The 21,618-nt window shown below is 56.9% G+C and carries 21 protein-coding genes and 2 pseudogenes; 15 read left to right on the forward strand and 8 right to left on the reverse strand.

The features are described from left to right. Positions 1–65 precede the first annotated feature (65 nt). From glcF to glcD, 3 genes are read right to left on the reverse strand one after another with little or no spacing between them, the layout of a single operon-like run. Positions 66–1,283, reverse strand: a complete 1,218-nt coding sequence (gene glcF / locus HK44_RS13305) for a glycolate oxidase subunit GlcF (RefSeq protein ID WP_019691018.1) — start codon at positions 1,281–1,283, stop codon at positions 66–68. Between the two features lie 3 nt (positions 1,284–1,286). Beyond that, positions 1,287–2,345 carry a glycolate oxidase subunit GlcE gene (gene glcE / locus HK44_RS13310; RefSeq protein ID WP_019691017.1) on the reverse strand — a complete coding sequence of 353 codons (1,059 nt, stop codon included), beginning with the start codon at positions 2,343–2,345 and terminating at the stop codon, positions 1,287–1,289. Next, entirely contained in the window at positions 2,345–3,844 is a 1,500-nt protein-coding gene (gene glcD / locus HK44_RS13315; protein WP_019691016.1) for a glycolate oxidase subunit GlcD, read from the reverse strand. Before glcD ends, glcE begins: the two co-directional genes overlap by 1 nt. Positions 3,845–4,080: 236 nt before the next feature. On the opposite strand from glcD, the gene HK44_RS13320 reads away from it, so the two are divergent. The 5 genes from HK44_RS13320 to HK44_RS13340 all read left to right on the forward strand — a co-directional run bounded on the left by HK44_RS13320 (position 4,081) and on the right by HK44_RS13340 (position 10,824). Continuing rightward, on the forward strand, positions 4,081–5,154 hold the full coding sequence (locus tag HK44_RS13320; RefSeq protein ID WP_019691015.1) for a diguanylate cyclase: 1,074 nt from the start codon (positions 4,081–4,083) through the stop codon (positions 5,152–5,154). A gap of 567 nt (positions 5,155–5,721) precedes the next feature. Beyond that, positions 5,722–8,175 carry a leucine--tRNA ligase gene (gene leuS, locus HK44_RS13325; RefSeq protein ID WP_019691014.1) on the forward strand — a complete coding sequence of 818 codons (2,454 nt, stop codon included), beginning with the start codon at positions 5,722–5,724 and terminating at the stop codon, positions 8,173–8,175. Between the two features lie 248 nt (positions 8,176–8,423). Further along, a complete protein-coding gene (gene tnpB, locus HK44_RS13330) occupies positions 8,424–8,783 on the forward strand; it encodes an IS66 family insertion sequence element accessory protein TnpB (protein WP_024264917.1) in 360 nt (119 codons plus the stop codon). Positions 8,784–8,801: 18 nt separating this feature from the next. Beyond that, positions 8,802–10,313, forward strand: a complete 1,512-nt coding sequence (gene tnpC / locus HK44_RS13335) for an IS66 family transposase (protein ID WP_024264918.1) — start codon at positions 8,802–8,804, stop codon at positions 10,311–10,313. A 208-nt stretch (positions 10,314–10,521) separates the two neighbouring features. Then, entirely contained in the window at positions 10,522–10,824 is a 303-nt protein-coding gene (locus HK44_RS13340) for a hypothetical protein (protein ID WP_019691013.1), read from the forward strand. Positions 10,825–10,989: 165 nt separating this feature from the next. On the opposite strand, the gene HK44_RS13345 is transcribed toward HK44_RS13340, so the two are convergent. Then, the gene (locus tag HK44_RS13345; RefSeq protein ID WP_019691012.1) at positions 10,990–11,601 is read right to left on the reverse strand and encodes a glutathione S-transferase N-terminal domain-containing protein; all 612 of its coding nucleotides are present in this window, start codon (positions 11,599–11,601) and stop codon (positions 10,990–10,992) included. Positions 11,602–11,733: 132 nt separating this feature from the next. Between HK44_RS13345 and HK44_RS13350 the strand changes: the two genes are divergently transcribed. Beyond that, the gene (locus HK44_RS13350; protein ID WP_019691011.1) at positions 11,734–12,630 is read left to right on the forward strand and encodes a patatin-like phospholipase family protein; all 897 of its coding nucleotides are present in this window, start codon (positions 11,734–11,736) and stop codon (positions 12,628–12,630) included. On the opposite strand, the pseudogene HK44_RS13355 reads toward HK44_RS13350, so the two are convergent. After that, positions 12,603–13,540, reverse strand: a pseudogene (locus tag HK44_RS13355) (MurR/RpiR family transcriptional regulator). The gene HK44_RS13350 and the pseudogene HK44_RS13355 overlap by 28 nt on opposite strands. A gap of 314 nt (positions 13,541–13,854) precedes the next feature. Between HK44_RS13355 and HK44_RS13360 the strand changes: the two are divergent. The 4 genes and pseudogenes from HK44_RS13360 to HK44_RS13375 form a co-directional block, all read left to right on the forward strand. After that, positions 13,855–13,965, forward strand: a pseudogene (locus tag HK44_RS13360) (carbohydrate porin); the annotation flags it as partial. A gap of 325 nt (positions 13,966–14,290) precedes the next feature. Further along, positions 14,291–14,695 (forward strand): TraR/DksA family transcriptional regulator, encoded by a 405-nt coding sequence (locus HK44_RS13365; protein WP_019691009.1) that lies wholly within the window; start codon positions 14,291–14,293, stop codon positions 14,693–14,695. A gap of 602 nt (positions 14,696–15,297) precedes the next feature. Beyond that, positions 15,298–16,521, forward strand: coding sequence for a methyl-accepting chemotaxis protein (locus HK44_RS13370; protein WP_431357334.1), 1,224 nt, complete (start codon positions 15,298–15,300; stop codon positions 16,519–16,521). Positions 16,522–16,658: 137 nt separating this feature from the next. Next, positions 16,659–16,862, forward strand: a complete 204-nt coding sequence (locus HK44_RS13375) for a hypothetical protein (protein WP_019691007.1) — start codon at positions 16,659–16,661, stop codon at positions 16,860–16,862. Positions 16,863–16,904: 42 nt separating this feature from the next. Here the strand turns inward: HK44_RS13375 and HK44_RS13380 are convergent, their stop codons facing one another. The 3 genes from HK44_RS13380 to HK44_RS13390 form a co-directional block, all read right to left on the reverse strand. Next, the gene (locus HK44_RS13380) at positions 16,905–17,135 is read right to left on the reverse strand and encodes a hypothetical protein (RefSeq protein WP_019691006.1); all 231 of its coding nucleotides are present in this window, start codon (positions 17,133–17,135) and stop codon (positions 16,905–16,907) included. 159 nt (positions 17,136–17,294) lie between these two features. Beyond that, a complete protein-coding gene (locus tag HK44_RS13385) occupies positions 17,295–17,486 on the reverse strand; it encodes a hypothetical protein (protein ID WP_019691005.1) in 192 nt (63 codons plus the stop codon). A gap of 272 nt (positions 17,487–17,758) precedes the next feature. Further along, positions 17,759–17,923, reverse strand: coding sequence for a hypothetical protein (locus HK44_RS13390; RefSeq protein ID WP_019691004.1), 165 nt, complete (start codon positions 17,921–17,923; stop codon positions 17,759–17,761). Here HK44_RS13390 and HK44_RS13395 point away from each other — a divergent pair. From HK44_RS13395 to HK44_RS13415, 5 genes are all read left to right on the forward strand, one after another. Continuing rightward, positions 17,897–18,367: a hypothetical protein gene (locus tag HK44_RS13395; protein ID WP_024264920.1), complete on the forward strand. Its 471-nt coding sequence runs from the start codon at positions 17,897–17,899 to the stop codon at positions 18,365–18,367. The two genes, HK44_RS13390 and HK44_RS13395, sit on opposite strands and share 27 nt — an antisense overlap. Then, on the forward strand, positions 18,368–18,571 hold the full coding sequence (locus HK44_RS13400; protein ID WP_019691002.1) for a hypothetical protein: 204 nt from the start codon (positions 18,368–18,370) through the stop codon (positions 18,569–18,571). Positions 18,572–18,690: 119 nt separating this feature from the next. Next, positions 18,691–19,704, forward strand: a complete 1,014-nt coding sequence (locus HK44_RS13405; RefSeq protein ID WP_019691001.1) for an ABC transporter substrate-binding protein — start codon at positions 18,691–18,693, stop codon at positions 19,702–19,704. 137 nt (positions 19,705–19,841) lie between these two features. Beyond that, entirely contained in the window at positions 19,842–20,279 is a 438-nt protein-coding gene (locus HK44_RS13410) for a DUF3995 domain-containing protein (RefSeq protein ID WP_019691000.1), read from the forward strand. Positions 20,280–20,442: 163 nt separating this feature from the next. Beyond that, positions 20,443–21,468, forward strand: a complete 1,026-nt coding sequence (locus tag HK44_RS13415; RefSeq protein ID WP_024264761.1) for an IS110 family transposase — start codon at positions 20,443–20,445, stop codon at positions 21,466–21,468. Positions 21,469–21,618 lie beyond the last annotated feature (150 nt).

Here is a 21,618-nt window from a genome sequence, read left to right on the forward strand (position 1 = left end):
TCGGCGCAGGCTTGGCTGACAAACGAAGTTTCTTCTGAACTTCATTCTGCAAACGACTGCTGCGATCAGCGCAACATCTGATCCACCAGCTCGATCCAGTGCCGGACAGGTGTCCGTCCCGCACTGGCGAGGTGGCTCTGACAACCGATGTTGGCGGTGACGATCAGCTCCGGCCGGCCGCTCTCCAGAGCGTTGAGCTTGTTGTCGCGCAGTTGCCGGGCGAGCACTGGTTGGGTCAATGAATAGGTCCCGGCCGAGCCGCAACACAGATGACTGTCGGGCACGCTGGTGAGGTTGAAACCGAGGCGGGTCAGTAGTTCTTCGACTGCACCGCCGAGTTTTAGCGCGTGCTGCAAGGTGCACGGGCAGTGGAAGGCGATTCGTCGTTCAGTGGCCGCGCACACCCGTTCCAGCGGTTCGTCGCGCAGGATCTCCACCAGGTCCTTGCTCATCTCGCTGACCCGTTTGGCTTTGGTCGCATAGGCGGGATCGGTCTTGAGCAAATGCCCGTAATCCTTGATGAACGCACCACAGCCGCTGGCGGTTTGCACGATGGCTTCGGCGCCGTTTTCCAGGGCGGGCCACCAGGCGTCGATGTTCTGGCGGGCACGATTGAGCCCCTGTTCCTGAGCGTCGAGGTGATAGTCCAGCGCCCCGCAGCATCCAACCTGGCTAACGGTGCTGACGCTGATCCCCAGTCGGTCGAGCACCCGCGCGGCGGCGGCATTGGTGTTCGGTGACAAACCCGGCTGCACACAGCCTTCGAGCATCAGCACTTTTCGCGCATGCACCGTGGTTGGCCATTCTCCCGCTGGCGGCACGTCGTGCGGGAGTTTGGCTTCGAGGTCGCGCGGTATCAGCGGTCGGAAGGTTGCACCGATTTGCAACAAGGCCTTGAACAGTCCGGGGTTCGGCGCCATCGCCCGCAAGCCCTGGCGCAACACGCGCTGGCTCGCCGAGCGCGGCACCGCCTGCTCGACCACCGCGCGGCCAATGTCCAGCAGGTTGTGATAATCGACCCCGGACGGGCAGGTGGTTTCGCAGGCGCGGCACGACAGGCAACGGTCCAGGTGCAATTGGGTCTGGGCAGTGGCGGGGTGGCCTTCGAGCACTTGCTTGATCAGGTAGATCCGCCCACGCGGGCCGTCCAGTTCATCGCCGAGCAACTGATAGGTCGGGCAGGTGGCGTTGCAGAACCCGCAATGCACGCAGGTGCGCAGAATGCTTTCGGCCTCTGCTGCGCGGGGCAGGCGTTTGGCCTGTTCGCTGAGGGTGGTCTGCATGCTTCAGAACTCCGCGTACATCCGGCCAGGGTTGAACAACCCCTGAGGGTCGAGTTGGGCCTTGAGCTGTTGGTGATAGCGCAACAGCGCCGGCGCCAACGGCTGGAACGGCGTATCGCTGACACCGTGGCTGTAGCAGGTGGCATGGCCGCCCAGATCAGCGGCCAGCGACTGGATGTCCGGTGCCTCGGATTTCAACCAGCGTTGCGCACCGGCCCAATCGATCAGCTGTTCGCCGGGCAACGTCAGCGGACCGATGTTGTTGGGCAATGACAGACGCCACAACGGCAGCCCTTCATCGAAAAATGCCAGCTGTTGTTCATTCAGTGCCTCCCAGTATTGAGCATCCAGCACCTCGCCACCGAGGCGCTGATGGGCGGCGCTGACCGAACCTTCGCCGCCCTCCAGCCGCAAGTGCAGTTGCCGGCCGTCATGGCACGCCGCGCTGATGGGCAGCGGTTGCTGACCCCATTCGGCGAGTTTGCTCAAGGCGTGGGCGCTGTCGAGTTCCAGGCTGATGCTCAGGCATTGGCGCGGTTTGGGCAGGACCTTGAGCGAGACTTCGGTGATCACGCCGAGGCAACCGAAGCTGCCGGTCAACAACCGCGACAGGTCATAACCGGCGACGTTTTTCATTACCTCACCGCCAAAACGCAGCAGCTTGCCGTTGCCGGTGATCAGCCGGGTGCCGAGCACAAAGTCACGCACCGAACCGGCCCACGGGCGACGCGGGCCCGATAGCCCCGAGGCGATCATGCCGCCGACGGTGGCGTCTTCAGCGAAGGAGGGCGGCTCACAAGGGAGCATTTGCCCGGCCGCATCCAGCGCCGCCAGCAATTCCTTCAGCGGTGTACCGCAGCGAGCGCTGATCACCAGTTCGGTCGGGTCATAGCTGACGATGCCACGATGTGCGCGGGTGTCGAGCACCTCGCCAGCCACTTCGCGGCCGAGGAAGGCCTTGCTGCTGGCGCCTTGAATGCGCAACGGCGTGGCGTTCTCCCGGGCCTGGTTGATCTGCTCCAGTAACTCCGCGCTGGCGTCCTGGTCCTGTTCGGTGCGCATCAGAAACGCTCCAGGTCGGGGAACGGCAGTTGTCCGCCATGGACGTGCATGGCGCCGAACTCGGCGCAGCGGTGCAAGGTGGGAATGTTCTTGCCGGGATTGAGCAGGCCTTTGGCGTCGAACGCAGTTTTTACTGCGTGAAACACCGTCAGCTCGTCGTTGTGGAACTGCACGCACATCTGATTGATCTTCTCGCGGCCGACACCGTGCTCGCCGGTGATGCTGCCGCCGACCTTGACGCAGAGTTCGAGGATTTTGCCGCCGAGGGCTTCGGTGCGTTCCAGCTCGCCGGGCTGGTTGGCGTCGAACAGGATCAATGGATGCATATTGCCGTCGCCGGCGTGAAACACGTTGGCGACTCGCAAGCCGTATTCACTGGCCAGTTCGGCAATTCCCTTGAGCACCCGAGGCAATTCGCATCGCGGGATGGTGCCGTCCATGCAGTAATAATCCGGCGACAAGCGCCCAATCGCCGGGAACGCCGCTTTGCGCCCGGCCCAGAATTTCACCCGTTCCGCCTCGTCACGCGCCTGGCGCACATCACTGGCGCCGGCCCGTTCCAGCACGCCGCGAACTCGCAGGCAATCATCGCGTACATCGGCTTCGACGCCATCGAGTTCACACAGCAGAATCGCCTCGGCGTCCACCGGGTAACCGGCGTGAACAAAGTCTTCGGCGGCGCGCAAGGCCAGGTTGTCCATCATCTCCAGACCCGCAGGGATGATCCCGGCGGCGATGATGTCCGCCACGGCGCCTCCGGCTTTTTCCACGGAGTCGAAACTCGCCAGCAGCACTTTGGCGGCCTGTGGTTTGGGCAGCAGTTTGACCGTGACTTCGGTGATGATACCCAGCAATCCCTCGGAGCCGTTGAACAGCGCCAACAGGTCAAACCCCGCGCAGTCCAGCGCGTCCGAGCCCAAGGTCAGGTGTTCGCCTTCAATCGTCAGCACTTCCAGTTTCAGCACATTGTGTACGGTCAGGCCGTATTTCAGGCAGTGCACGCCACCGGCGTTTTCCGCGACATTACCGCCAATCGAGCAGGCGATCTGCGAGGACGGGTCCGGCGCGTAATACAGGCCAAGCGGTGCGACGGCCTGGGAAATTGCCAGGTTGCGCACCCCCGGCTGAACCCGTGCGGTGCGGGCGGCGGGATCGATGTGGAGGATCTGATTGAAGCGCGCCATCACCAGCAGCACGCCTTTTTCCAACGGTAGCGCGCCTGCGGACAACCCGGTGCCGGCGCCACGCGCCACCACGGGTACCCGATGGGCGTGACAGAGTTTGAGCACGGCTTGAACCTGCTCGAAATAACGCGGCAGCAGTACTAGCATCGGCGTGGTTCGATAGGCCGAGAGCCCGTCGCACTCGTAGGGTTTGAGTTCTTCTTCGCGGTAGAGAATGTCCAGCTCCGGCATCTGCTCGCGCAAGGCGTTGAGCAAGGCATTCTTGTCGACCGGGGGCAGGGCACCGTCGATGCGTTCGTCGTAGAGAATGTTCATCAGATGACAAGCCTCACACAGTCCGTAGCCGCTGCCGAAGGCTGCTACAGAGGTGTGCTCCAGTTCAGATCCTTTGTCATTTATAGTCAAATTTTCGACAGTGGGCCTGCCGACAGGGCTATTTCGGGCCGCCAGGCGGTGATGGCTATTTGATTTCGCCCTGATAGACTTCCAGACATCCCTGTCTGAGTTACTCGAAGTTTCAGGTCAATAGTGAAGAGGAGCTTTGTCCCCTTATGCACCATAACGGAGGAAAGGGACTTTCACTGGCAAGGAGGCTCTACACATCGCGAATCCTGGGGATGATCCTGGGCCTGCTCTGCGTGGGCGCGGCGATTGTTCCACTCAAACCGCCGCATTGGCTGTTGGCGCTGATGCTGTTCAACGGCCTTGTCTGGCCACACCTGGCCTATCAATGGGCGCGCCGCTCGCGCACGCCTTATCACGCCGAACACCGCAATATTCTGATCGACGCGTTCATGGGCGGATTCTGGGTCGCTGCCATGCAGTTCAACCCCTTACCCAGCACTGCCACGTTGTCGATGATGGCGATGAACAACGTCGCCATTGGAGGCCTGCGTTTTCTGCTCGTCGGCACGGTGGCTCAGTTGCTGGGCATGGGGGTCGGGCTGCTGATCTTCTTTCCCGTGTTCATCCCTCAAACCAGCCCTGTTCAGTTGTATGCCTGTTTGCCGTTGCTGACGTTTTACCCCTTGGTTTTGGGCTGGATCTGCTTTCGTCAGGCCCACACGCTGGGCAATCACAAACGCGAACTGCTGGCGCTGAGTCGCACCGACAGCCTCACCGGGCTGTTGAACCACGGCGCCTGGAAAGATGCGCTGGAGGTCGAGTTCCAGCGTTGTCAGCGCCAGCAGCGGGGCGGTGCGATTGCCTTGATCGACATCGACCACTTCAAGATGATCAACGACACGTACGGCCATGTGGCTGGCGATATCGTGTTGCGTCAGTTGAGCAAAATCCTCAAGCAGAACCTGCGGGCCAGCGATGTGGCCGGGCGCTATGGTGGCGACGAGTTCTGCGTGATCCTGCCTGACGTGCCGCTGGCCCACGCCGCCCAGGCAATGGACGCCTTGCGCGATCGGTTTTCAGGGGTGGGTTACGAGCAGAATCCGGCGTTGAAAGTCAGCCTGAGCATCGGCCTGGCCGCGTTCGACCCGATGCACACTGAAGCCCTGCAATGGCTCAACGATGCCGATGAGGCGCTGTATGCCGCCAAGACCACCGGGCGTAACCGGGTGATTTGCCATGCCGATGGGCTGGTGCAGCGGGTGGCGATGGGGTTGGTTTGATGGTTTTGACGGTGTGCCTCTTGGGGCCACTGACCTCTTCCACGTTGAGTGTGGGAGGTGCGGCTGCTTTTTTTTCGGATTTAAGCACTGTTATTTTTGAAGAGGTGGTCTGAGCCCCGAATTTCCTTTATTTAAACTCGAGGTTCCTACATTTGGTGGGTAGGAATATTATCTTTTGTCGTGCATGAAATATCGCTTTGCGCTGTGAGCACGTCGAGTCTCGACGAGGAATAGAGTGGTTACGGGGAGAACGAGAAAATGGCCAAGCAGAAATATATTGTAATGATCAGAAACAACTTGAAGTAAGTATAAAACATTATGTGTTGGTACCCTTTTCGAGCGAAACACCAGACTACATTGATGCATTCAGAGTGTGCTAATACGGTCCTAGGAAATGCTTGTCAGACGACGAAAAAAATACGTTGACAAGATATATGCAATAGGTCAGGTTGGGTGGCATACAAGAAAGTTCATCCATACGAATAAAGCAGAGAAGATAATTTTCACTGTTATTTACGCGGTGGCATGGATTCATAAGAGCTTTTGGATGAGCAGATAAGAACGATCATGGACAGCGATCAATTCAGAACGAAGTGGCAGCGCCTGTGGGCCGAGAATAATATTTTTTCGGTAAAAAACTTCAGCGAAAAACCAACATACTATGTGCTTGATATGTTTCCGTATCCCTCGGGTAACGGTTTGCACGTAGGTCATGCGGTCGGTTATATCGGAACCGATATCATAGCGCGTAAAAAAAGAATGGATGGCTTTAATGTCCTGCATCCTATGGGATGGGACGCTTTTGGCTTGCCTGCAGAGCAGTATGCGATAAAAACCGGCGTCCATCCTGCTGAAGTGACAAAAGTAAATTGTGAGAACTTTAAACGCCAACTCATGCTCATGGGGCTGAGTTACGATTGGAGTCGAGAAATAGATACGTCGGATAAAAAATATTATAAGTGGACCCAATTTTTGTTCCTGAAATTGTATGAGCAGGGACTTGTCTACGAAAAAGAAGAAAATGTGTGGTGGTGTGAAGAGCTCAGAACGGTGTTGGCGAATGAAGAGGTGATTGACGGGCGGTCTGAGCGCGGCGATTACATCTGTATAAAAAAGCCATTGAAACAATGGGTCATGAAGATCACTCAGTATGCAGACAAGTTACTTGACGGTTTGGACAAGCTGGATTGGCCAGAGTCAGTCAAAAAAATGCAGCGCGAGTGGATCGGCCGTACGGAAGGCGTTGATGTCGATTTCAAAGTGCTCGATGCTGCGGGAACCACTCTAACGGTGTTCACCGGCGAACCGGAAACTCTTTACGGTGTTAACGCCGTTTTCCTCTCTGACGAACATCCATATGTAAAGACTCTAATCCTTGATTCTGGAAGCGCTCTTCAAGCCAACATCTCGTTACTGCTAGATCCAAAAAATGCTGTGGATGGTCTCTTTCTTGAGCGGTTTGCGCTTCATCCGTTAACCGGAAAGGAAATTCCGATCTATGTCGTGAATTACTTGGCGATCGACGGAAAGGAGGACGCCATACTGTCTGTTCCTGACGACGATCCGAAAGCCCAGGAACTCTGCAAGCAACTGGATATTGGGCATGTTAAGGTTTTTGACGGGAACCATATCCAGGCAATACTGCAAAATTCGGCTTCAATCAACGGTTTGTCCAGAGCAGAAGCTCGTGCGCAGATCACTGATAAACTTGTTCTCAGTCACGCTGCTGTCAAAAAAGTACGGTACAGAATGAGGGATTGGCTGTTCTCCCGGCAACGGTATTGGGGTGAGCCCTTTCCTTTGTATCGGAATGCAGACGGCCAAGTGGTCAAGGCCAACTATTGCGAACTACCTATCGAACTACCTTTGGTGGAAAACTTCTCTCCTGGCCCGGACGGAGCGAGTCCTTTACAGTGTGCTCAGGACTGGGTGACTTGTGAAGATGTATCAGGCAATCCTCTTTTTCGTGTGACCGACACCATGCCCGGTTGGGCTGGGTCATGTTGGTATTATCTGCGATTCATGGATCCGCATAATCAGGCGCAACCCTTTTCGAAGCAAAGTACAGAGTACTGGAACCAGGTAGATCTTTACGTGGGTGGCGCTGCGCATGCAACGATGCACCTGCTTTATGCAAGATTCTGGCACAAGGTTCTGTTTGATGTTGGCCTCGTGAGCTTCGATGAACCATTCAAAAAACTCTATAACCAAGGGCTTGTGACAGCCGATGCATTTAAGGATGCAACGGGCAGAATAGTCGCAGTCGACGAGGCGGAGTATCGGGACGGGAAGTACTGCTTAAAGGATACAGATGACGAATTGCAGGTATTCAATACCAAGATGTCGAAGTCACTCTTGAATGTCGTTGTTCCAGATACTCTTATTAAGGAGTATGGAGTCGATACCTTCAGGGTTTACATGATGTTCATGGGCCCTCTTGGTCAAAATAAAAAGTGGGATATAAAAGGTATCAAAGGTTGTGCGCGTTTTTTAAACAGGGTGTTGAGTCTGTTGGACAATGGCACAGGTTCGCCTCGATCGCACGGCAAAAAATCTGGAGTATCAAACGAAAGGATGGAAGCGCTCTGGGGGAAAGCTCTGTTAAAGGTTGATGCGTCTTTTGTTACATTAAACTTCAATACTGCAATCGCAGCATTTATGGAGTTTATAAATGAAGCTGAGAAAAGCAAAGCATATTTTATTGAGCACATTGCAGAGGATTTTATAAAAGCCCTTTTTCCCTTCGCACCTCATGTGTGCTCAGAAATCTGGGAGCGTCTCGGACGCACGGATATTGACTATTCAGAATGGCCTAAAGCGCGTATCAGACTAGTGAAGGCCACAAAAATATACATCAATGGTAAGCATGTAGACGATTTGCTCGACGGTACAGGAGAGGAACAGTCGGATGTTGAGCAAGCACGTAGCAAGGTGAGCGACGCTTTAAAAGGTCGTTCTGTTTTCAAGGTTATCTACGCGCCGAATCAGATCGTCAATTTCTTGTGCAGTCAAGACGCTTGAGTCGATTCTGTTGGTAGTCACAATATTGTTACGAAGTATTCGGTGCTGGGATAACAACCGGTGCCGATCGTAACGATACAATAATAAAAAGTGAACAAATGAATACCCAGAAGCTTCCCGGACAAATCGGAGTTATTTTTTCGCTATGCATGTGCGGGATGATTGTAACCGCTCCACGAACCCCACATTCAAAGCCGCGATTTGATGCCTGATGCTGTGCTCCCGATCTCTTTCAGAAGCCAGCGGCCATGATGCGTCCCGATGCCAAAGTTGAAAAAGTGTACCTCTACCCTAAACCCGTAGACTTTCGAAAATCCATCGACGGCCTAGCCGCACTGGTGGAGCTGGATATCAAAGTGGCGGTGTTCGATCCGGTGCTTTTCGTCTTTCTCAACAAACCCCGCAATCGGGTGAAGATTTTGTATTGGGAACGCAACGGCTTTTGCCTTTGGCTCAAACGCCTTGAATCCGAACGCTTCAAAACATCGCCTGACCACACCGACGAAGCCATCGTGCTGACAGTCCAGGAGCTGAACTGGCTGCTCGATGGTTTTGATCTGTGGCGCAACCGTCCACATCAGGTTTTGACACCTCGATTTGTCGCCTGATTCGGTATAATCCACGGCATGATTTCCATGCCCGACAACCTTCCCGATGACCTGACTGCGCTCAAGCAATTACTTGCTCAGATGCAGTCCAAGGTTGTTCATCTCGAAGAAGAAAATGCGCTGCTCCGTCAGCGCCTCTTCGGGAGTAAATCCGAACAAACAGTCGATCCAGCGACCCCGCAATTGGCTCTTTTTAATGAAGCCGAAAGTGTCGCTGAACCTGCCGCCGAAGAGGCGGAGGAAGAAGTCGTCGCTCCGACCCAACGCCGTGGCAAACGCAAGCCTCTGCCCGCCGACTTACCCCGTATCGAAGTCATCCACGAGCTGCCTGTGCACGAGCTGACGTGTGCTTGCGGCTGCCGCAAGCACGCCATCGGCGAAGAAACCAGCGAGCAGCTGGAAATCGTGCCGATGCAGATTCGCGTGATCAAACACATCCGCAAGGTCTACGCCTGCCGTGGCTGTGAAACCGCACCGGTCACCGCTGACAAACCAGCGCAATTGATTGAAAAAAGCATGGCCAGTCCCAGTGTGTTGGCGATGTTGCTGACCACCAAATACGTCGACGGTCTGCCGCTGCATCGCTTCGAAAAAGTACTCGGTCGCCACGGCGTCGATATTCCACGACAAACCTTGGCACGCTGGGTCATCCAGTGCGGCGAATACCTGCAGCCGCTGCTCAACTTGATGCGTGACCGGCTGCTGGAAAGTCGCATAATCCACTGCGACGAAACGCGTGTCCAGGTGATGAAGGAGCCTGATCGAGAGCCGACCAGTCAGTCCTGGATGTGGGTACAAACCGGCGGACCGCCGAATCAGCCAGTGATCCTTTTTGATTACTCGACCAGCCGAGCGCAAGAGGTGCCGTCGCGCCTGCTCGAAGGTTATCGCGGCTATCTGATGACCGACGATTACGCCGGCTATAACGCCTTGGGCGTGCAGGCTGGTGTCGAACGCTTAGGCTGCTGGGCCCATGCGCGACGCAAGTTTGTCGAGGCGCAAAAAGTGCAACCCAAGGGCAAAACCGGGCGTGCCGATATAGCCCTGAATCTGATCAACAAGCTGTACGGTATCGAGCGAGATTTAAAAGAAGTCGGCGATGAACATCGCCATGAAGGTCGACAGCAAAACAGCCTGCCGGTCCTGGCGCAGTTACACGCCTGGCTGGAGAAAACGCAGCCTCAGGTGACGGCGCAAAACGCGCTGGGCAAAGCCATCAGTTATCTGGTCAGCAACTGGGACAAGTTAGTCCGTTACACCGAAGCCGGTTTTTTGCCAATCGACAACAATGCGGCAGAGCGTGCGATCAGGCCCTTCGTGATCGGGCGCAAGAACTGGCTGTTCAGCGACACGCCCAAAGGCGCGACGGCCAGCGCTCAACTTTACAGTTTGGTCGAGACGGCTAAAGCCAACGGCCAAGAGCCCTATGCGTGGCTGCGCCACGCACTTGAACGGTTGCCGCAAGCCGCCGCAGTAGAAGACTTCGAAGCCTTGCTGCCGTGGAACTGCACGCCGCAAATACCAAGATAGTTATACGCCCCACCTTTTAAATGTGGGGTTCATGGATCGCATACGTTGCAGACGCTTTTTTTGTGTCTGTAACATCGTGTTATGGCAGCTGTGTGCGGGACACCTTTGGGTGTGCCGGTGTGGTCGTTACCGGTCGGCCAACCCTCGCACAGCTGCCACCTCTCTCGTTTGGCCGCGAATGGTGGAAGCTCAACAAAGAGTAAAAACCATGAACGACCAAGTCATGCCTCGCTATCTCCCCGTCGACACCTACGACTCCGCAACCCCCGTGCTCTTCATCAACACCCACAAAGAACTCAGCGACCTGGCCGCCTGCGCCGCGCACCGCTTTACCGTGGTCCGCGACCTGATGGACACCTTGACCAGCCTGTCCCTCAAAGGCATTTCCGATTGCGATCTGACCCGCGTCACCCGCGGCGTGCATTTGCTCACCCGTGAAGGTTGCGCGGTGCTGGAGGTGATTCAGCTGCGGGTGGGGCAGTTGGAGGAAGGGTATAAAGCCAAGGTTTAGTGGCGCGGCGAATAACGCCATCGCGGGCAAGCCTTGCTCCTACGGTTCGGGGTGGCGGATATTGAAGATTGATGCAGATTGTGTAGGAGCAAGGCTTGCCCGCGATGGCGGTCTCACGGATGCCATTATTGGCGAGCCAGGCGCCTACACGTCAGGCGGAAGTCTTCAGGTTATCGGTGTGCTAACGAACGCCGGCAGCTGTTCGGCGTAGGCGGTGAACGCGCGGATTCTCGGGAACTGCGCGTCACTGACCTGATCCGGCACTACCAGATTGGTGAAGCTCCAGGCCACGGCGAGGGTGATGCCGGCCTGGTCAAGGGTGCCGTCGGTCTTCAATGGCTGCTTGTCCAGTTCCTGTTCCAGCGCCGAATACGCCGCCAGCAACTGCCCGCCAACACGTTCCAGCCACGGTTCATGCTGTTTCTCGGCAGGTCGCAAATTGCGCTCGTAATAGATCTGCACCGACTTCTCGCAGGCCGCCAGGGCCAGGCCGATCAGCCGCAATGCACGCACGCGCTGGTCCAGTTGCGCGGGCATCAGGCTCTTGTCCGGTCCGCTCAAGGCTTCCAGGTAATCGATGATCAAGGTCGAATCCATCAGCACTTCGCCGTTGTCCAGCACCAGCGTCGGGGCCTTGACCACCGGGTTGATCTGCTGGAATTGCGCAAACTGCCGGAACACCGACACCGAGGCGTGCTCGAACGGGATGTCCAGCGATTTCAGGCTAATGGCGACGCGTCTTACATAAGGTGAATCGAGCATTCCGATCAGCTTCATGTACAGCTCCTTTGATAATGCGTAGACAGTGCGCCGCCAATTTAGCGGTAAACCCATGACCTTTGCCAGTGCACTCGGGCTCAGCCGCTATGCTTGAGAGTCTAAGTGCCCGGATGTTTCTGGAGGTCTGTCATGCCGGCAGAAAAAACTGCGCTCGTCCTTGCCGGTGGTGGCAGCCTCGGTGCGGTACAGGTCGGCATGTTGCAGGCGCTGGTCGAAGCGGGCGTTGCATTCGATCTGGTGATCGGTGCCTCGGTCGGTGCCATCAACGGTGCGTACTTTGCTGCGCGGCCAAACGCGCAAGGGGTGGCCGAGCTGGCGGACTTCTGGCGTGGTTTACGCAAGGCCGATGTGTTTCCGTTTTCGCTGCTCGACAGTTTGTCGGCGATTTTTCGGCGCCGGGGCTTTCTGTTGCAGTCTGCGGCGCTGGAGCATCTGGTGCGGCGGGCGTTGCCCTTCAAGCAGATCGAAGACACCGAATTGCCGCTGCACATCGTCACCACCAATTTGCTCACCGGCGCCGAAGAACTGCTGTCCAGCGGCAGTGTCGAGCAGGCATTGCTGGCCAGTGCAGCGATTCCATTGGTGTTTCCGTGTGTGCAGATCGGCGGCAAGCTGTTGATTGACGGCGGCGTGGCCAGCAATACGCCGATTGCCAGTGCGGTGTACCTGGGCGCGACGCGGGTTGTGGTGGTGCCGACCGGATTCGGCTGTGACTGCCCCAGTCCGCCCTCGGGGCTGGTGGCGTTGGCGTTGCACACCTTGAACCTGATGAGCATGCGTCAACTGGTGCGCGACATTGAGCTGTATTCACCGCGAGCGGCGATCCATGTGGTCGCGCCGCTGTGTCCGCTGGGGATCTCGGTGTTCGATTTCACCCAGACCGATCAACTGCTGCAGCGCGCTTATCAGTCGACCCAGGCCTGGATCGAGAGCGGCGGGCTGAATCGTGCCGGGGTGCCGGGCTCATTGCAGGCCCACACCCATCATGGCGGTGAGGGTCAGTCCTCGAACCCGACCTGCTCGTGAATTTCATCCATCTTCAGCTCCAGGCGATAGGCCACGGCGATGAACAGCGCCTGGCACAGGCACAAGGTCGCACTCAAGGAGCGGAACGCAAACGAGGAACCTTCATTGACCAGCAGCACCGTATTCGCCCGTTTGGCCAGCGGCGACAGGTTGCTGTCGGTGATGATCAGGGTTTTCGCCTGATGGTGCTGGGCGATGCGCAGGCAGTGCTGGGTTTCCTTGCCGTAGGGCGTGAAGCTGATGGCAATCACCAGGTCATTGGCCCGCACGCTGCGCATTTGCTCGCGGTAGCTGCCGCCCAGTCCCGAGACCAGATGAATGCGCTTGTTGGTGTGTTGCAGGTTGTAGATCAGGTAATCGGCCACCGCGAACGAGCGGCGCACCCCGACCACGTAGATGTTGTCGGCATTCACCACCAGGTCCACGGCTTTCTCGAAGGACTGGTCATCCAGCTCCAGGCCCAGGCGTTCGATGCCTGACAGCGTGGCGTTGATGCACTCGCGCGCCAGGTCGCCGCCGCTGGCCTTCTGCGACTTGTTGGCGATCATGCTGCGAATGCGCTGCTGGTAGTTCTGCACCGGCGTGGTCTTGTGGGTATACGCCTCGCGGAACAACGCCTGCATTTCGCTGAAACCGCTGAAACCAAAGCGCTGGGAGAAACGCACGATGGCCGAGGGGTGCACTTCGCATTCGCGCGCGATGTCGCTGATGCGGTCGACCATGATCCGGTCGCTCTGCTGGCTCATGTAGCTGGCGATGCGTTTGAGCTGGCGATGCGTTTGAGCTGGCGCGGCAGGCTTTCGTACTCGTTGGTGATCAGCTGCAGCAAGCGTTCGGCATTGATCGGGGGGCTGGCGAGGTCGCTTTCCGGCGTGGTCTCGGCGGTGGCCGGCTGATCGGTGCGGGACATAAATAATCCTTCTGGCTTGTTCTTATAGGGCGGCTCGGTAAAGCGTTGCCCATGACAATAGGTTGGCTGTGCGCAGTCTACAGGGTAGGCGTGAATAAAATCTTGAGCTGTGGGTCAGCCAGCACGTACAGAAAATCCTTCCGCGATTCAACCTGATCGTCGGCACCGAAGAGGAGTTTCTGATTGCCGGTGGCGCCGAAGACCTGTTGAGCGCACTGCGCAACGTCCGTCGTCTGACGGCGGCGACCCTGGTGGTTGGGTCAAACGGTACGCCTGATTTGAGCACTCCATAGACCAGATGTAACAGTGTGCGCACCAACTGGCTGACCGTACGACCGAACCTGCAATACGTGCGTTACCCCGGTGGTGTGCGTGAAGTCGATTCGGCGGTGATCGGCGGAATAAAGGTTGAAACCGTGTTCTAAAGGCACTTTTTGCGGTGAATTACGCCACGCTGACCTGCGTGGTGTAGCCGTTTGTCTTCTCTATACAGCCGCTCGATTGAATTTCTTGCTATAAACGCACTCCGATAACCGCCTCAACGCTTGCCAAAGAGCAATTTAAGGGCTTTATCGGACAAATTCCCTGTCTTTTCAGTTGCTGAGGTTGCAAGTCGGCCTTAGACTGCCGCCCCTCGTAAATTGAGTGCCGGGTGGCGCTTGGAATGTACGGCGCCTTTCCAAGGCCTTGCAGGTCGACCGGAAAGCTCCCTGATTCGCCTTAATGCACGTATTTTTTATAGAGAAATCAATGACAAAGGAAAAGTTGCTGGCCATGCCGGCGGATGACTACATGAATGCCGAGCAACAGGCTTTTTTCACCGAGCTGTTGCAAGCCATGAAAGTGGAAACCCACGAGCGCATCGAACAGAACCGCATCGCCATTGAGAGCCTGGATACCCCGGCTGACCCGGCTGACGCGGCTTCGGTCGAGGAAGAGCGCACCTGGCTGGTCAACGCCATTGATCGTGATCAGCGCATGCTGCCTCAGCTGGAAAGAGCGCTGGAGCGTATCGGCGACGACACCTTCGGCTGGTGCGACGACAGCGGCGAGCCGATCGGCCTGAAACGCCTGCTGATCAGCCCGACCACCAAGTACTGCATCGAAGCTCAAGAGCGTCACGAGCAAATCGACAAGCACCAGCGTCAAGCCTGATTCAGTAGCGCCCATTCGCGGGCAAGCCCGCTTCCACAGGTCACACTTCACCTGTGGAAGCGGGCTTGCCCGCGAAGCTTTTTGCCGCCTGGAAAATATCCCCGCACTTCTATTGATTTGCTGCAAGCACCACGACTAATGGACCATAGATAATGGCCTTCTGGTGGCGCTTAATGCTGACACAACAAATAGAAGACGCAGTGGGGGTAATGAACATGGCACGCGACGGATCTCTGGCTGGCGCAGCAGCGCAATCGCTGATTTCACCCAAGGCTGATACGCGCTGGTTAGCGCCAGCGCTGCAAAGCGCGGCCCTGATGCTGTTGTTGTGCGCCTTGGCACTTGGCGGCTGGTCGCTTTATCTCTGTCTGCCTTTGGCAGTACTGATTGTATGGCTGCCCCGGCTGCGTTCGCGGGCAGCCGTCGATGTTCCTGTCGCCGACACGTCCGGTGCGATCACCGAACTGACTCGCGATCTTTCTTATTCGACCAGTCATAACGCGTTGTCTGCCGCTGGCGTGGCCTATTCGGTCAAGCAATTGGCCAGCAAACTGCAGTCGCAACTCGATGCTGCCGCGCAGATCGTCAGCAGTGCCGAAGTCATGATCGGGACTGAGAAAGCAACTTCACAACTCAGCCAGCAAGCCTTGAGCGCCGCCAGCGAAGCCCACCAGAGCAGTGTTCTGGGGAGCACCGTGCTGGCGGAATCCATTACGCGGATGCATCAACTCAGTGCGCGTGCCAACGATAGTCGCGAGTTGATCGAAGCCCTGAGTGTGCGCAGTGAAGACATCCAGCGAGTGACGCTGGTGATTCAGACCATCGCCAGCCAGACCAATCTGCTGGCGCTGAACGCGGCGATTGAAGCGGCGCGGGCCGGAGAACATGGCCGTGGCTTTGCAGTGGTTGCCGATGAAGTCCGCGGGCTGGCTGGGCGTACTGCAGCCGCTACGGGGGAGGTCGGGTTGATGGTGGCCGACATCCAGCAACGCACGGCGCAGGTGGTCGAGCAAATCCGTCAGCTATCCAGCGACCTGAACAACGGTGTCGAGCAAGTCGAACAGACCGGACAGCATTTGCAAAACATCGCCCGACTGGCCGCCGGGGTTGAAACCCAGGTCGCTGAAATCGCCAGTGGCTCAAGCAACAATCACCAACAACTGGACAGCCTGTTTCATGCCGTCGAACAGATGCGCAGCGACCTGGCGGTCAGTGATCAGCAAACCCGGCACCTGGCGCAAGCGGCGGTGCAAATGGAGGGGCAGGCCGAGACCATCAGCGAACGCCTCGCCGAAGTCGGACTGGACGACTACCACCAACGGATCTATGACCTGGCGCGCGAAGGTGCCAGTCAGATCGCCGAGCGTTTTGCGCAGGACATCGACCAGGGGCGCGTCAGTCTGGAGGACCTGTTCGACCGCAACTACCAGGCAATTCCCAACACGACGCCCACCAAGTTCCAGACCCGTTTTGATCGCTATGCCGATCAGGTGCTGCCGGGGATACAGGAACCCTTGCTCAAGCGTCATGAAGGCCTGGTGTTTGCGATCGCTTGTACCCAGCAAGGCTATGTACCGACGCACAATGCGACCTTCAGTCAGCCGCTGACCGGCGACGTACACGTCGACACGTTGCATAACCGCACCAAACGCAAATTCACTGACCGTACCGGTATTCGCTGTGGCAGCCATCAACAGCCTGTATTACTTCAGACCTATACTCGTGATACGGGTGAATTGATGCATGACTTGTCGGTTCCGATCATGCTCAAAGGGCGGCACTGGGGTGGATTACGATTAGGTTACAAACCTGAAAGCCCACGTTAAGGCAGTTCCTGGGGGGACAAGTGATTGTTACCGGTTATGCAAGGAAATTGTGCAGGCAGGTGGCTATTTCCAGGGAGAGGGACTCATTAATATTTCTACATTGTTAGGAAGCTAATGAAAATTTCCGAGGTGCTCTCATGCAAAGCAAAGTCGACGTGGCGGTGATGATTGGCAGTGGCGTGCCTGCTGGATTGCGGGCGGTAGGGCAAAGCGTGTGTTGGGTTGTCTTGCTCAATGGCGAGCAACGCGGCACTGCATTCTCGAGCCGCAATGAGGCCGAGGAATGCAAGGCCGCCTGGTTGGCGCAACTGAACGCCGAAAAGCCCGACAGCCTGCATTAAATCGTTTTCGCTAATGAGACTGCTGAAGTCGCGAGCTGTCGATCAGGCTTTCAGCGCGCCTTCATCAACGGCAAGCTTCAGCGCTTTGGCGGATTCCATGGCTGCGGCTGCGGCGACGTCTTTGGTCTTGAACCAGCGGTCTTTTTCGACCTGGTGGTAAGTCACGGAGGTCAGCGGCGGCTTGGCGCGCATGACTATGACCGCCTGGAATTCGCCATCGACGTCTCTGGCTTCGCCCCAAATAAAAAATTCGCCGATATCTAATTCCGTCACGTACGCCTTCCCTTGTAAATTATTCTGCTGTTTTCAACGCAGCCCGCCGAAGGGGCTGAGTTTCAATGGTCGGGCAGTATGGCAGTTGTTGCTTGCCGGCGGCGCAGTTAAGTCATCGGTGTGACGAAACGACAGCGCAGGCAAACGCAATCGAGTGTGTCAGCAGCGGGTTTCGAGGTTTCTGGCGAGGGCGCAGGCTTCGTTGTGGTCACCACGGAAACCTCTTACACGACCGGTCGCGGTTTCTTTGATATGGAAAAAGCGGTTACCCGCCAGAACCACCTGATAACGCAGGTGAGGGCTATAGGTATGGGTGTTTGTGTGCTGGGCAGGGAGGGTCAGCGTGCTCATATGAATTCCTTTTCTATGGTTTGCCGACGGATACACGTCGCTTTAGGTAGTCTAGGGGCGCATGGCTGCTCTAGAATCGCCTCCACGGGTTGGAGGCTCATGCCTATCTAAAGCAATTTTTTCTGGCGATATGTCGGAAAAGTGCTTTTTTTAAAGAGTTTTCTCCCTAAAGTAGATAGTCCAGTATTCTCTGGCCGTTAGAAGGGCGATTTCCTTCAGCATCTGACGATCGCCAGCGAAGACGGGGGGATGGGCATTCCAGTAGTCTTTTCCTACCCTGCGATGAAGGAGCTTTCAGCTCGCTTCACGATTTCAGCTTGGGTCATTGTTGCGACATTTTCGGTATGACCGTTTTTCTGCTGCCTGTTTTTTCTGCGGGTAGCGTCATTTTCAGATGTGGGGATGTTTCCTTGGCAGTAAGTAATCTCGATATGCATGCTTTGTTCGTGCTGGGTGATCTACGCGCAAAGCTGGTCAAGCAGTTTCAATCACGTTTCGTTTACATCACCGAGCAGACCCCTGAAGGTATTTACGTCGCCGAGATCGACACCGAGTCGGCACTGGTGGTGGACGACAAGCCTCGCCTGGAGCTCAAGGTCGGTGATCATTTCCGCGCAGCGGTATTGCCGAGTCGCGAAGGTGGCAAATTCGAAATCAAGTTTCGCGAGATCAAGCTGACGGTCTACGGCCTCGGTGATTACGCGTTCGTGACCACAGCAGAAGGCCACGCCATTCTGTTCAAGGAAGGCCATAGCGTAGTGACGGTGTTTGCCGCTCACCAACAGTTGCAGGAAGGCCTGACCAAAACCTTGAAAGCGGTAACCGGCAAAGCTGCCAAGTGGCGCAAAGGCGAACTCATAACGTTCAAGGCCAGTGAGTAAATGAGCCTGTCCCGGGCCGACTTCCATGAGCAGAACCAGGGCAGTGCTCGCGCACAAGCCCAGCGCCTGTTCGCTCGGAAAGCTGTTCTGCAGGGCGCCTGGCTGAGCTGGGTGGCATCACAGATCTACACCTTGCGTCCGGCGGAGTACGCCAGCATGGTGCGAAGGGAGTTGCAGCACTTGCAGGACTCTTCTGAAAGTTGATCGTTGGACCTCGAACGCACAAACCTCTACTACAGTCAGTTGACTGAGTATTCGCAGGTGCGCGGCTTGTGTGCGCAACGCCGTCCTGCCATGGCTGTGAACAGCACGAGGTGTAACGCATGAAAGGTTTTCGACTGCTGCTGGGAAGTCTGCTAACCGCTGTTGGTGTGTGGGTGTCGCCCGTGACCGTAATGGCCGCACCGGCCCCAATCCACTTCGCTGACCTGAACTGGGAAAGCGGCAGTCTGATCACCGACATTTTGCGGATCATTGTCGAGAAAGGTTACGGCCTGCCGACCGATACCTTGCCGGGCACCACCATCACCCTGGAAACCGCGTTGGCCAACAATGACATTCAGGTCATTGGCGAAGAGTGGGCCGGTCGCAGTCCGGTCTGGGTCAAGGCCGAAGCTGAAGGCAAGGTGGCGAGTATCGGCGATACGGTCAAAGGCGCAACCGAAGGCTGGTGGGTGCCGGAATACGTGATCAAGGGCGATCCGGCCAAAGGCATCAAGCCATTGGCGCCGGACTTGCGCAGCGTCTCGGACCTGCCGCGCTACAAGGATGTCTTCAGCGATCCGGAAAGCCCCGGCAAAGGCCGTTTTCTCAATAGCCCGATCGGCTGGACCTCGGAAGTGGTCAACAAGCAGAAGCTCAAGGCCTATGGCCTGACGGACAGCTATGTGAATTTTCGCAGCGGTTCCGGCGCGGCGCTGGACGCAGAGATCACCTCGTCCATTCGTCGTGGCAAGCCGGTGCTGTTTTATTACTGGTCGCCAACGCCATTGCTCGGGCGCTTCAAACTGGTTCAGCTGGAAGAGCCTCCGTTCGATGCCGAGGCCTGGAAGACCTTGACCGATGCTGATAACCCCAATCCAAAACCTACGCGCTCGTTGCCCTCGAAATTGTCGATTGGGGTGTCCGCGCCGTTCCAGAAACAGTATCCGCAGGTGACTGCGTTTTTCAGCAAGGTCGACTTGCCTATCGGGCCGTTGAACAAGGCCCTGGCCGAAATCAGCGAGAATCACACCGCGCCGCGCCAGGCAGCCGAAGCCTTCATGAAGGCGCACCCGGAGGTCTGGCGGGCGTGGCTGCCTGCTGAGGTGGCGGACAAGGTCTCTGCCAGTCTGTAGGGCACCGGGTTGATCAATGAGCGGTCAGTTCTGGCAAATTTCATGGGGCGTGACTTCAACATTGCCGTGGAACAATGCACCGACAAAAACTCTGGTCTAGGCTGTTTCTTCTGCCATTGTTTCCAGGAACCCCGCTCATGATGTTTGTGCTTGCCCAATGGATCGTCGCCGCGTTTGTGCTGATCAGCCTGATTCATCTGTACTGGGCGCTTGGCGGTCGATGGGCCAGTGACGCCGTGGTGCCACAGGTACAAGAGGGTGCGGAGGAAGGGCTGCGACCGGCGTTCAAACCTTCTGCAACGGGAACCCTGGCGGTGGCTGTCGGGTTGTTGCTGATAGCCTTGATGGTGTGCCTGCGGGTCGGTCTGTTTGTGCCGGCAGTCGGGCACTGGTCGCTGCAATGGCTGATCAGTGCAATTGCCTTGCTGATGTTTGCCCGCGCGATCGGTGATTCGAACCTTGTCGGCTTTTTCAAGGAACAGGCCGGGTCGAAGTTCGCGCGTCTCGACACCTGGGCCTATTCACCGCTGTGTGTGGTGTTGGGGGCGGGATTGTTAGTGGTCGCTTGGGTTTGAGGCGACCGGGCTATCGCCATCGCGAGCAGGCTTGCTCCCACCTGGATTTGCTGTGTACACATAATCTCAATACAACACAGATCTAATAATGAAATGGCTACCCCCGCCGCCCCCTGTGATCGCCCACTAAGCTTTCGCAGGGGGCTCATCGGAGACCGTTGCCATGAACAAAGTAGCTATTGCCGCCATCGATCTGGGAAAACACTCTTTCCATCTACACGCGCAAGATGATCGTGGTCATGAGCTTTACCGCAAAAAGTTTACTCGTGCGGCGCTCATGCAGCACCTGATGAATCTCGAACCCTGCACCGTTGTGATGGAAGCCTGCGGCGGAGCCCACTTCATGGCGCAGGAGGTCGCGAAGCTGGGACATACGCCCAAGCTCATTGCCCCGCATCTCGTACGCCCTTACGTGAAAAGCAACAAAAACGACTTCGCTGATGCCGAGGCGATCTGCGAGGCGGCGACTCGTCCAACAATGCGCTTTGTACACCCCAAAACCCAGGCTCAGCAGCTGCTGGCCATGCTCAACTCGACACGCGATTCGTTCATCAAAGAGCGCACCGCGACCGTCAATCGGATTCACGCAGCGCTTTTGGAGGTCGGCGTCAGTCTGGCCACAGGCTTCAAGCCCATCAAAGAACTGCCCGCTCGGCTTGAAGCGAGTTCAATTCCTGTGCCCATCAAAAAACTTCTGACGAGGTTGCAGGAGCACTTCACCTATCTGGATGGGCAGATCAAGACGCTGGACAAGGAAGTGGAATGCCAGGCCGCCGAAGATGATCTGGCGGCTCGTTTGATGACCATGCCCTGCGTAGGCCCGATCACCTCCAGCGTCCTGGCTGCCGAATTGGGCGATGGCAAGCAGTTCAAATGCGGCCGAGGCTATTCGGCCTCAATCGGGCTGATACCCAAACAGCATTCTACGGGCGGCAAGACCGTCCTGCTGGGCATCAGCAAGCGAGGTGATCGCAACCAGCGGCGCCTGCTTGTCCAATGTGCCCGTGTTTACCTGATGCAACTGGACCGACAGAAAGGCTGGCTGGCGGACTGGGTCCGGCAGCTATTGGCCCACCATCACTCCAACCATGTGGTCTGCGCGCTGGCCAACAAGCTGGCAAGGATCGCCTGGGCGATTGCTGCCCACCACACTGAATTTGATGCAGGGCCAACCGCGATGAACGCCTGACCCTGCTGTCACCCGAGCACCACCCACCTGGTTTTGCGATGCTGGATAACAGATGACGTGAACGGCTAACCGGCCTGACGACAACCCTGAGCTCCCACACGGCTGAAAGGCCGTTCGAATAATTAGGATCGTTAGGCATCGATTCTCATC

This window comes from Pseudomonas fluorescens HK44 (assembly GCF_000217955.3).
Lineage (GTDB): Bacteria > Pseudomonadota > Gammaproteobacteria > Pseudomonadales > Pseudomonadaceae > Aquipseudomonas > Aquipseudomonas fluorescens_AQ.

Coding starts and splice junctions, on each gene's coding strand:
- HK44_RS13370 (WP_431357334.1), top strand. CDS start 15,298: ATGATCGGGACTGAGAAAGCAACTTCACAACTCAGCCAGCAAGCCTTG.
- glcF (WP_019691018.1), bottom strand. CDS start 1,283: ATGCAGACCACCCTCAGCGAACAGGCCAAACGCCTGCCCCGCGCAGCA.
- HK44_RS13365 (WP_019691009.1), top strand. CDS start 14,291: ATGACAAAGGAAAAGTTGCTGGCCATGCCGGCGGATGACTACATGAAT.
- glcE (WP_019691017.1), bottom strand. CDS start 2,345: ATGCGCACCGAACAGGACCAGGACGCCAGCGCGGAGTTACTGGAGCAG.
- HK44_RS13320 (WP_019691015.1), top strand. CDS start 4,081: ATGCACCATAACGGAGGAAAGGGACTTTCACTGGCAAGGAGGCTCTAC.
- glcD (WP_019691016.1), bottom strand. CDS start 3,844: ATGAACATTCTCTACGACGAACGCATCGACGGTGCCCTGCCCCCGGTC.
- leuS (WP_019691014.1), top strand. CDS start 5,722: ATGGACAGCGATCAATTCAGAACGAAGTGGCAGCGCCTGTGGGCCGAG.
- HK44_RS13415 (WP_024264761.1), top strand. CDS start 20,443: ATGAACAAAGTAGCTATTGCCGCCATCGATCTGGGAAAACACTCTTTC.
- HK44_RS13410 (WP_019691000.1), top strand. CDS start 19,842: ATGATGTTTGTGCTTGCCCAATGGATCGTCGCCGCGTTTGTGCTGATC.
- HK44_RS13400 (WP_019691002.1), top strand. CDS start 18,368: ATGAGCCTGTCCCGGGCCGACTTCCATGAGCAGAACCAGGGCAGTGCT.
- HK44_RS13390 (WP_019691004.1), bottom strand. CDS start 17,923: ATGCATATCGAGATTACTTACTGCCAAGGAAACATCCCCACATCTGAA.
- HK44_RS13340 (WP_019691013.1), top strand. CDS start 10,522: ATGAACGACCAAGTCATGCCTCGCTATCTCCCCGTCGACACCTACGAC.
- HK44_RS13375 (WP_019691007.1), top strand. CDS start 16,659: ATGCAAAGCAAAGTCGACGTGGCGGTGATGATTGGCAGTGGCGTGCCT.
- HK44_RS13385 (WP_019691005.1), bottom strand. CDS start 17,486: ATGAGCACGCTGACCCTCCCTGCCCAGCACACAAACACCCATACCTAT.
- tnpC (WP_024264918.1), top strand. CDS start 8,802: ATGATTTCCATGCCCGACAACCTTCCCGATGACCTGACTGCGCTCAAG.
- HK44_RS13345 (WP_019691012.1), bottom strand. CDS start 11,601: ATGAAGCTGATCGGAATGCTCGATTCACCTTATGTAAGACGCGTCGCC.
- HK44_RS13405 (WP_019691001.1), top strand. CDS start 18,691: ATGAAAGGTTTTCGACTGCTGCTGGGAAGTCTGCTAACCGCTGTTGGT.
- HK44_RS13350 (WP_019691011.1), top strand. CDS start 11,734: ATGCCGGCAGAAAAAACTGCGCTCGTCCTTGCCGGTGGTGGCAGCCTC.
- tnpB (WP_024264917.1), top strand. CDS start 8,424: ATGATGCGTCCCGATGCCAAAGTTGAAAAAGTGTACCTCTACCCTAAA.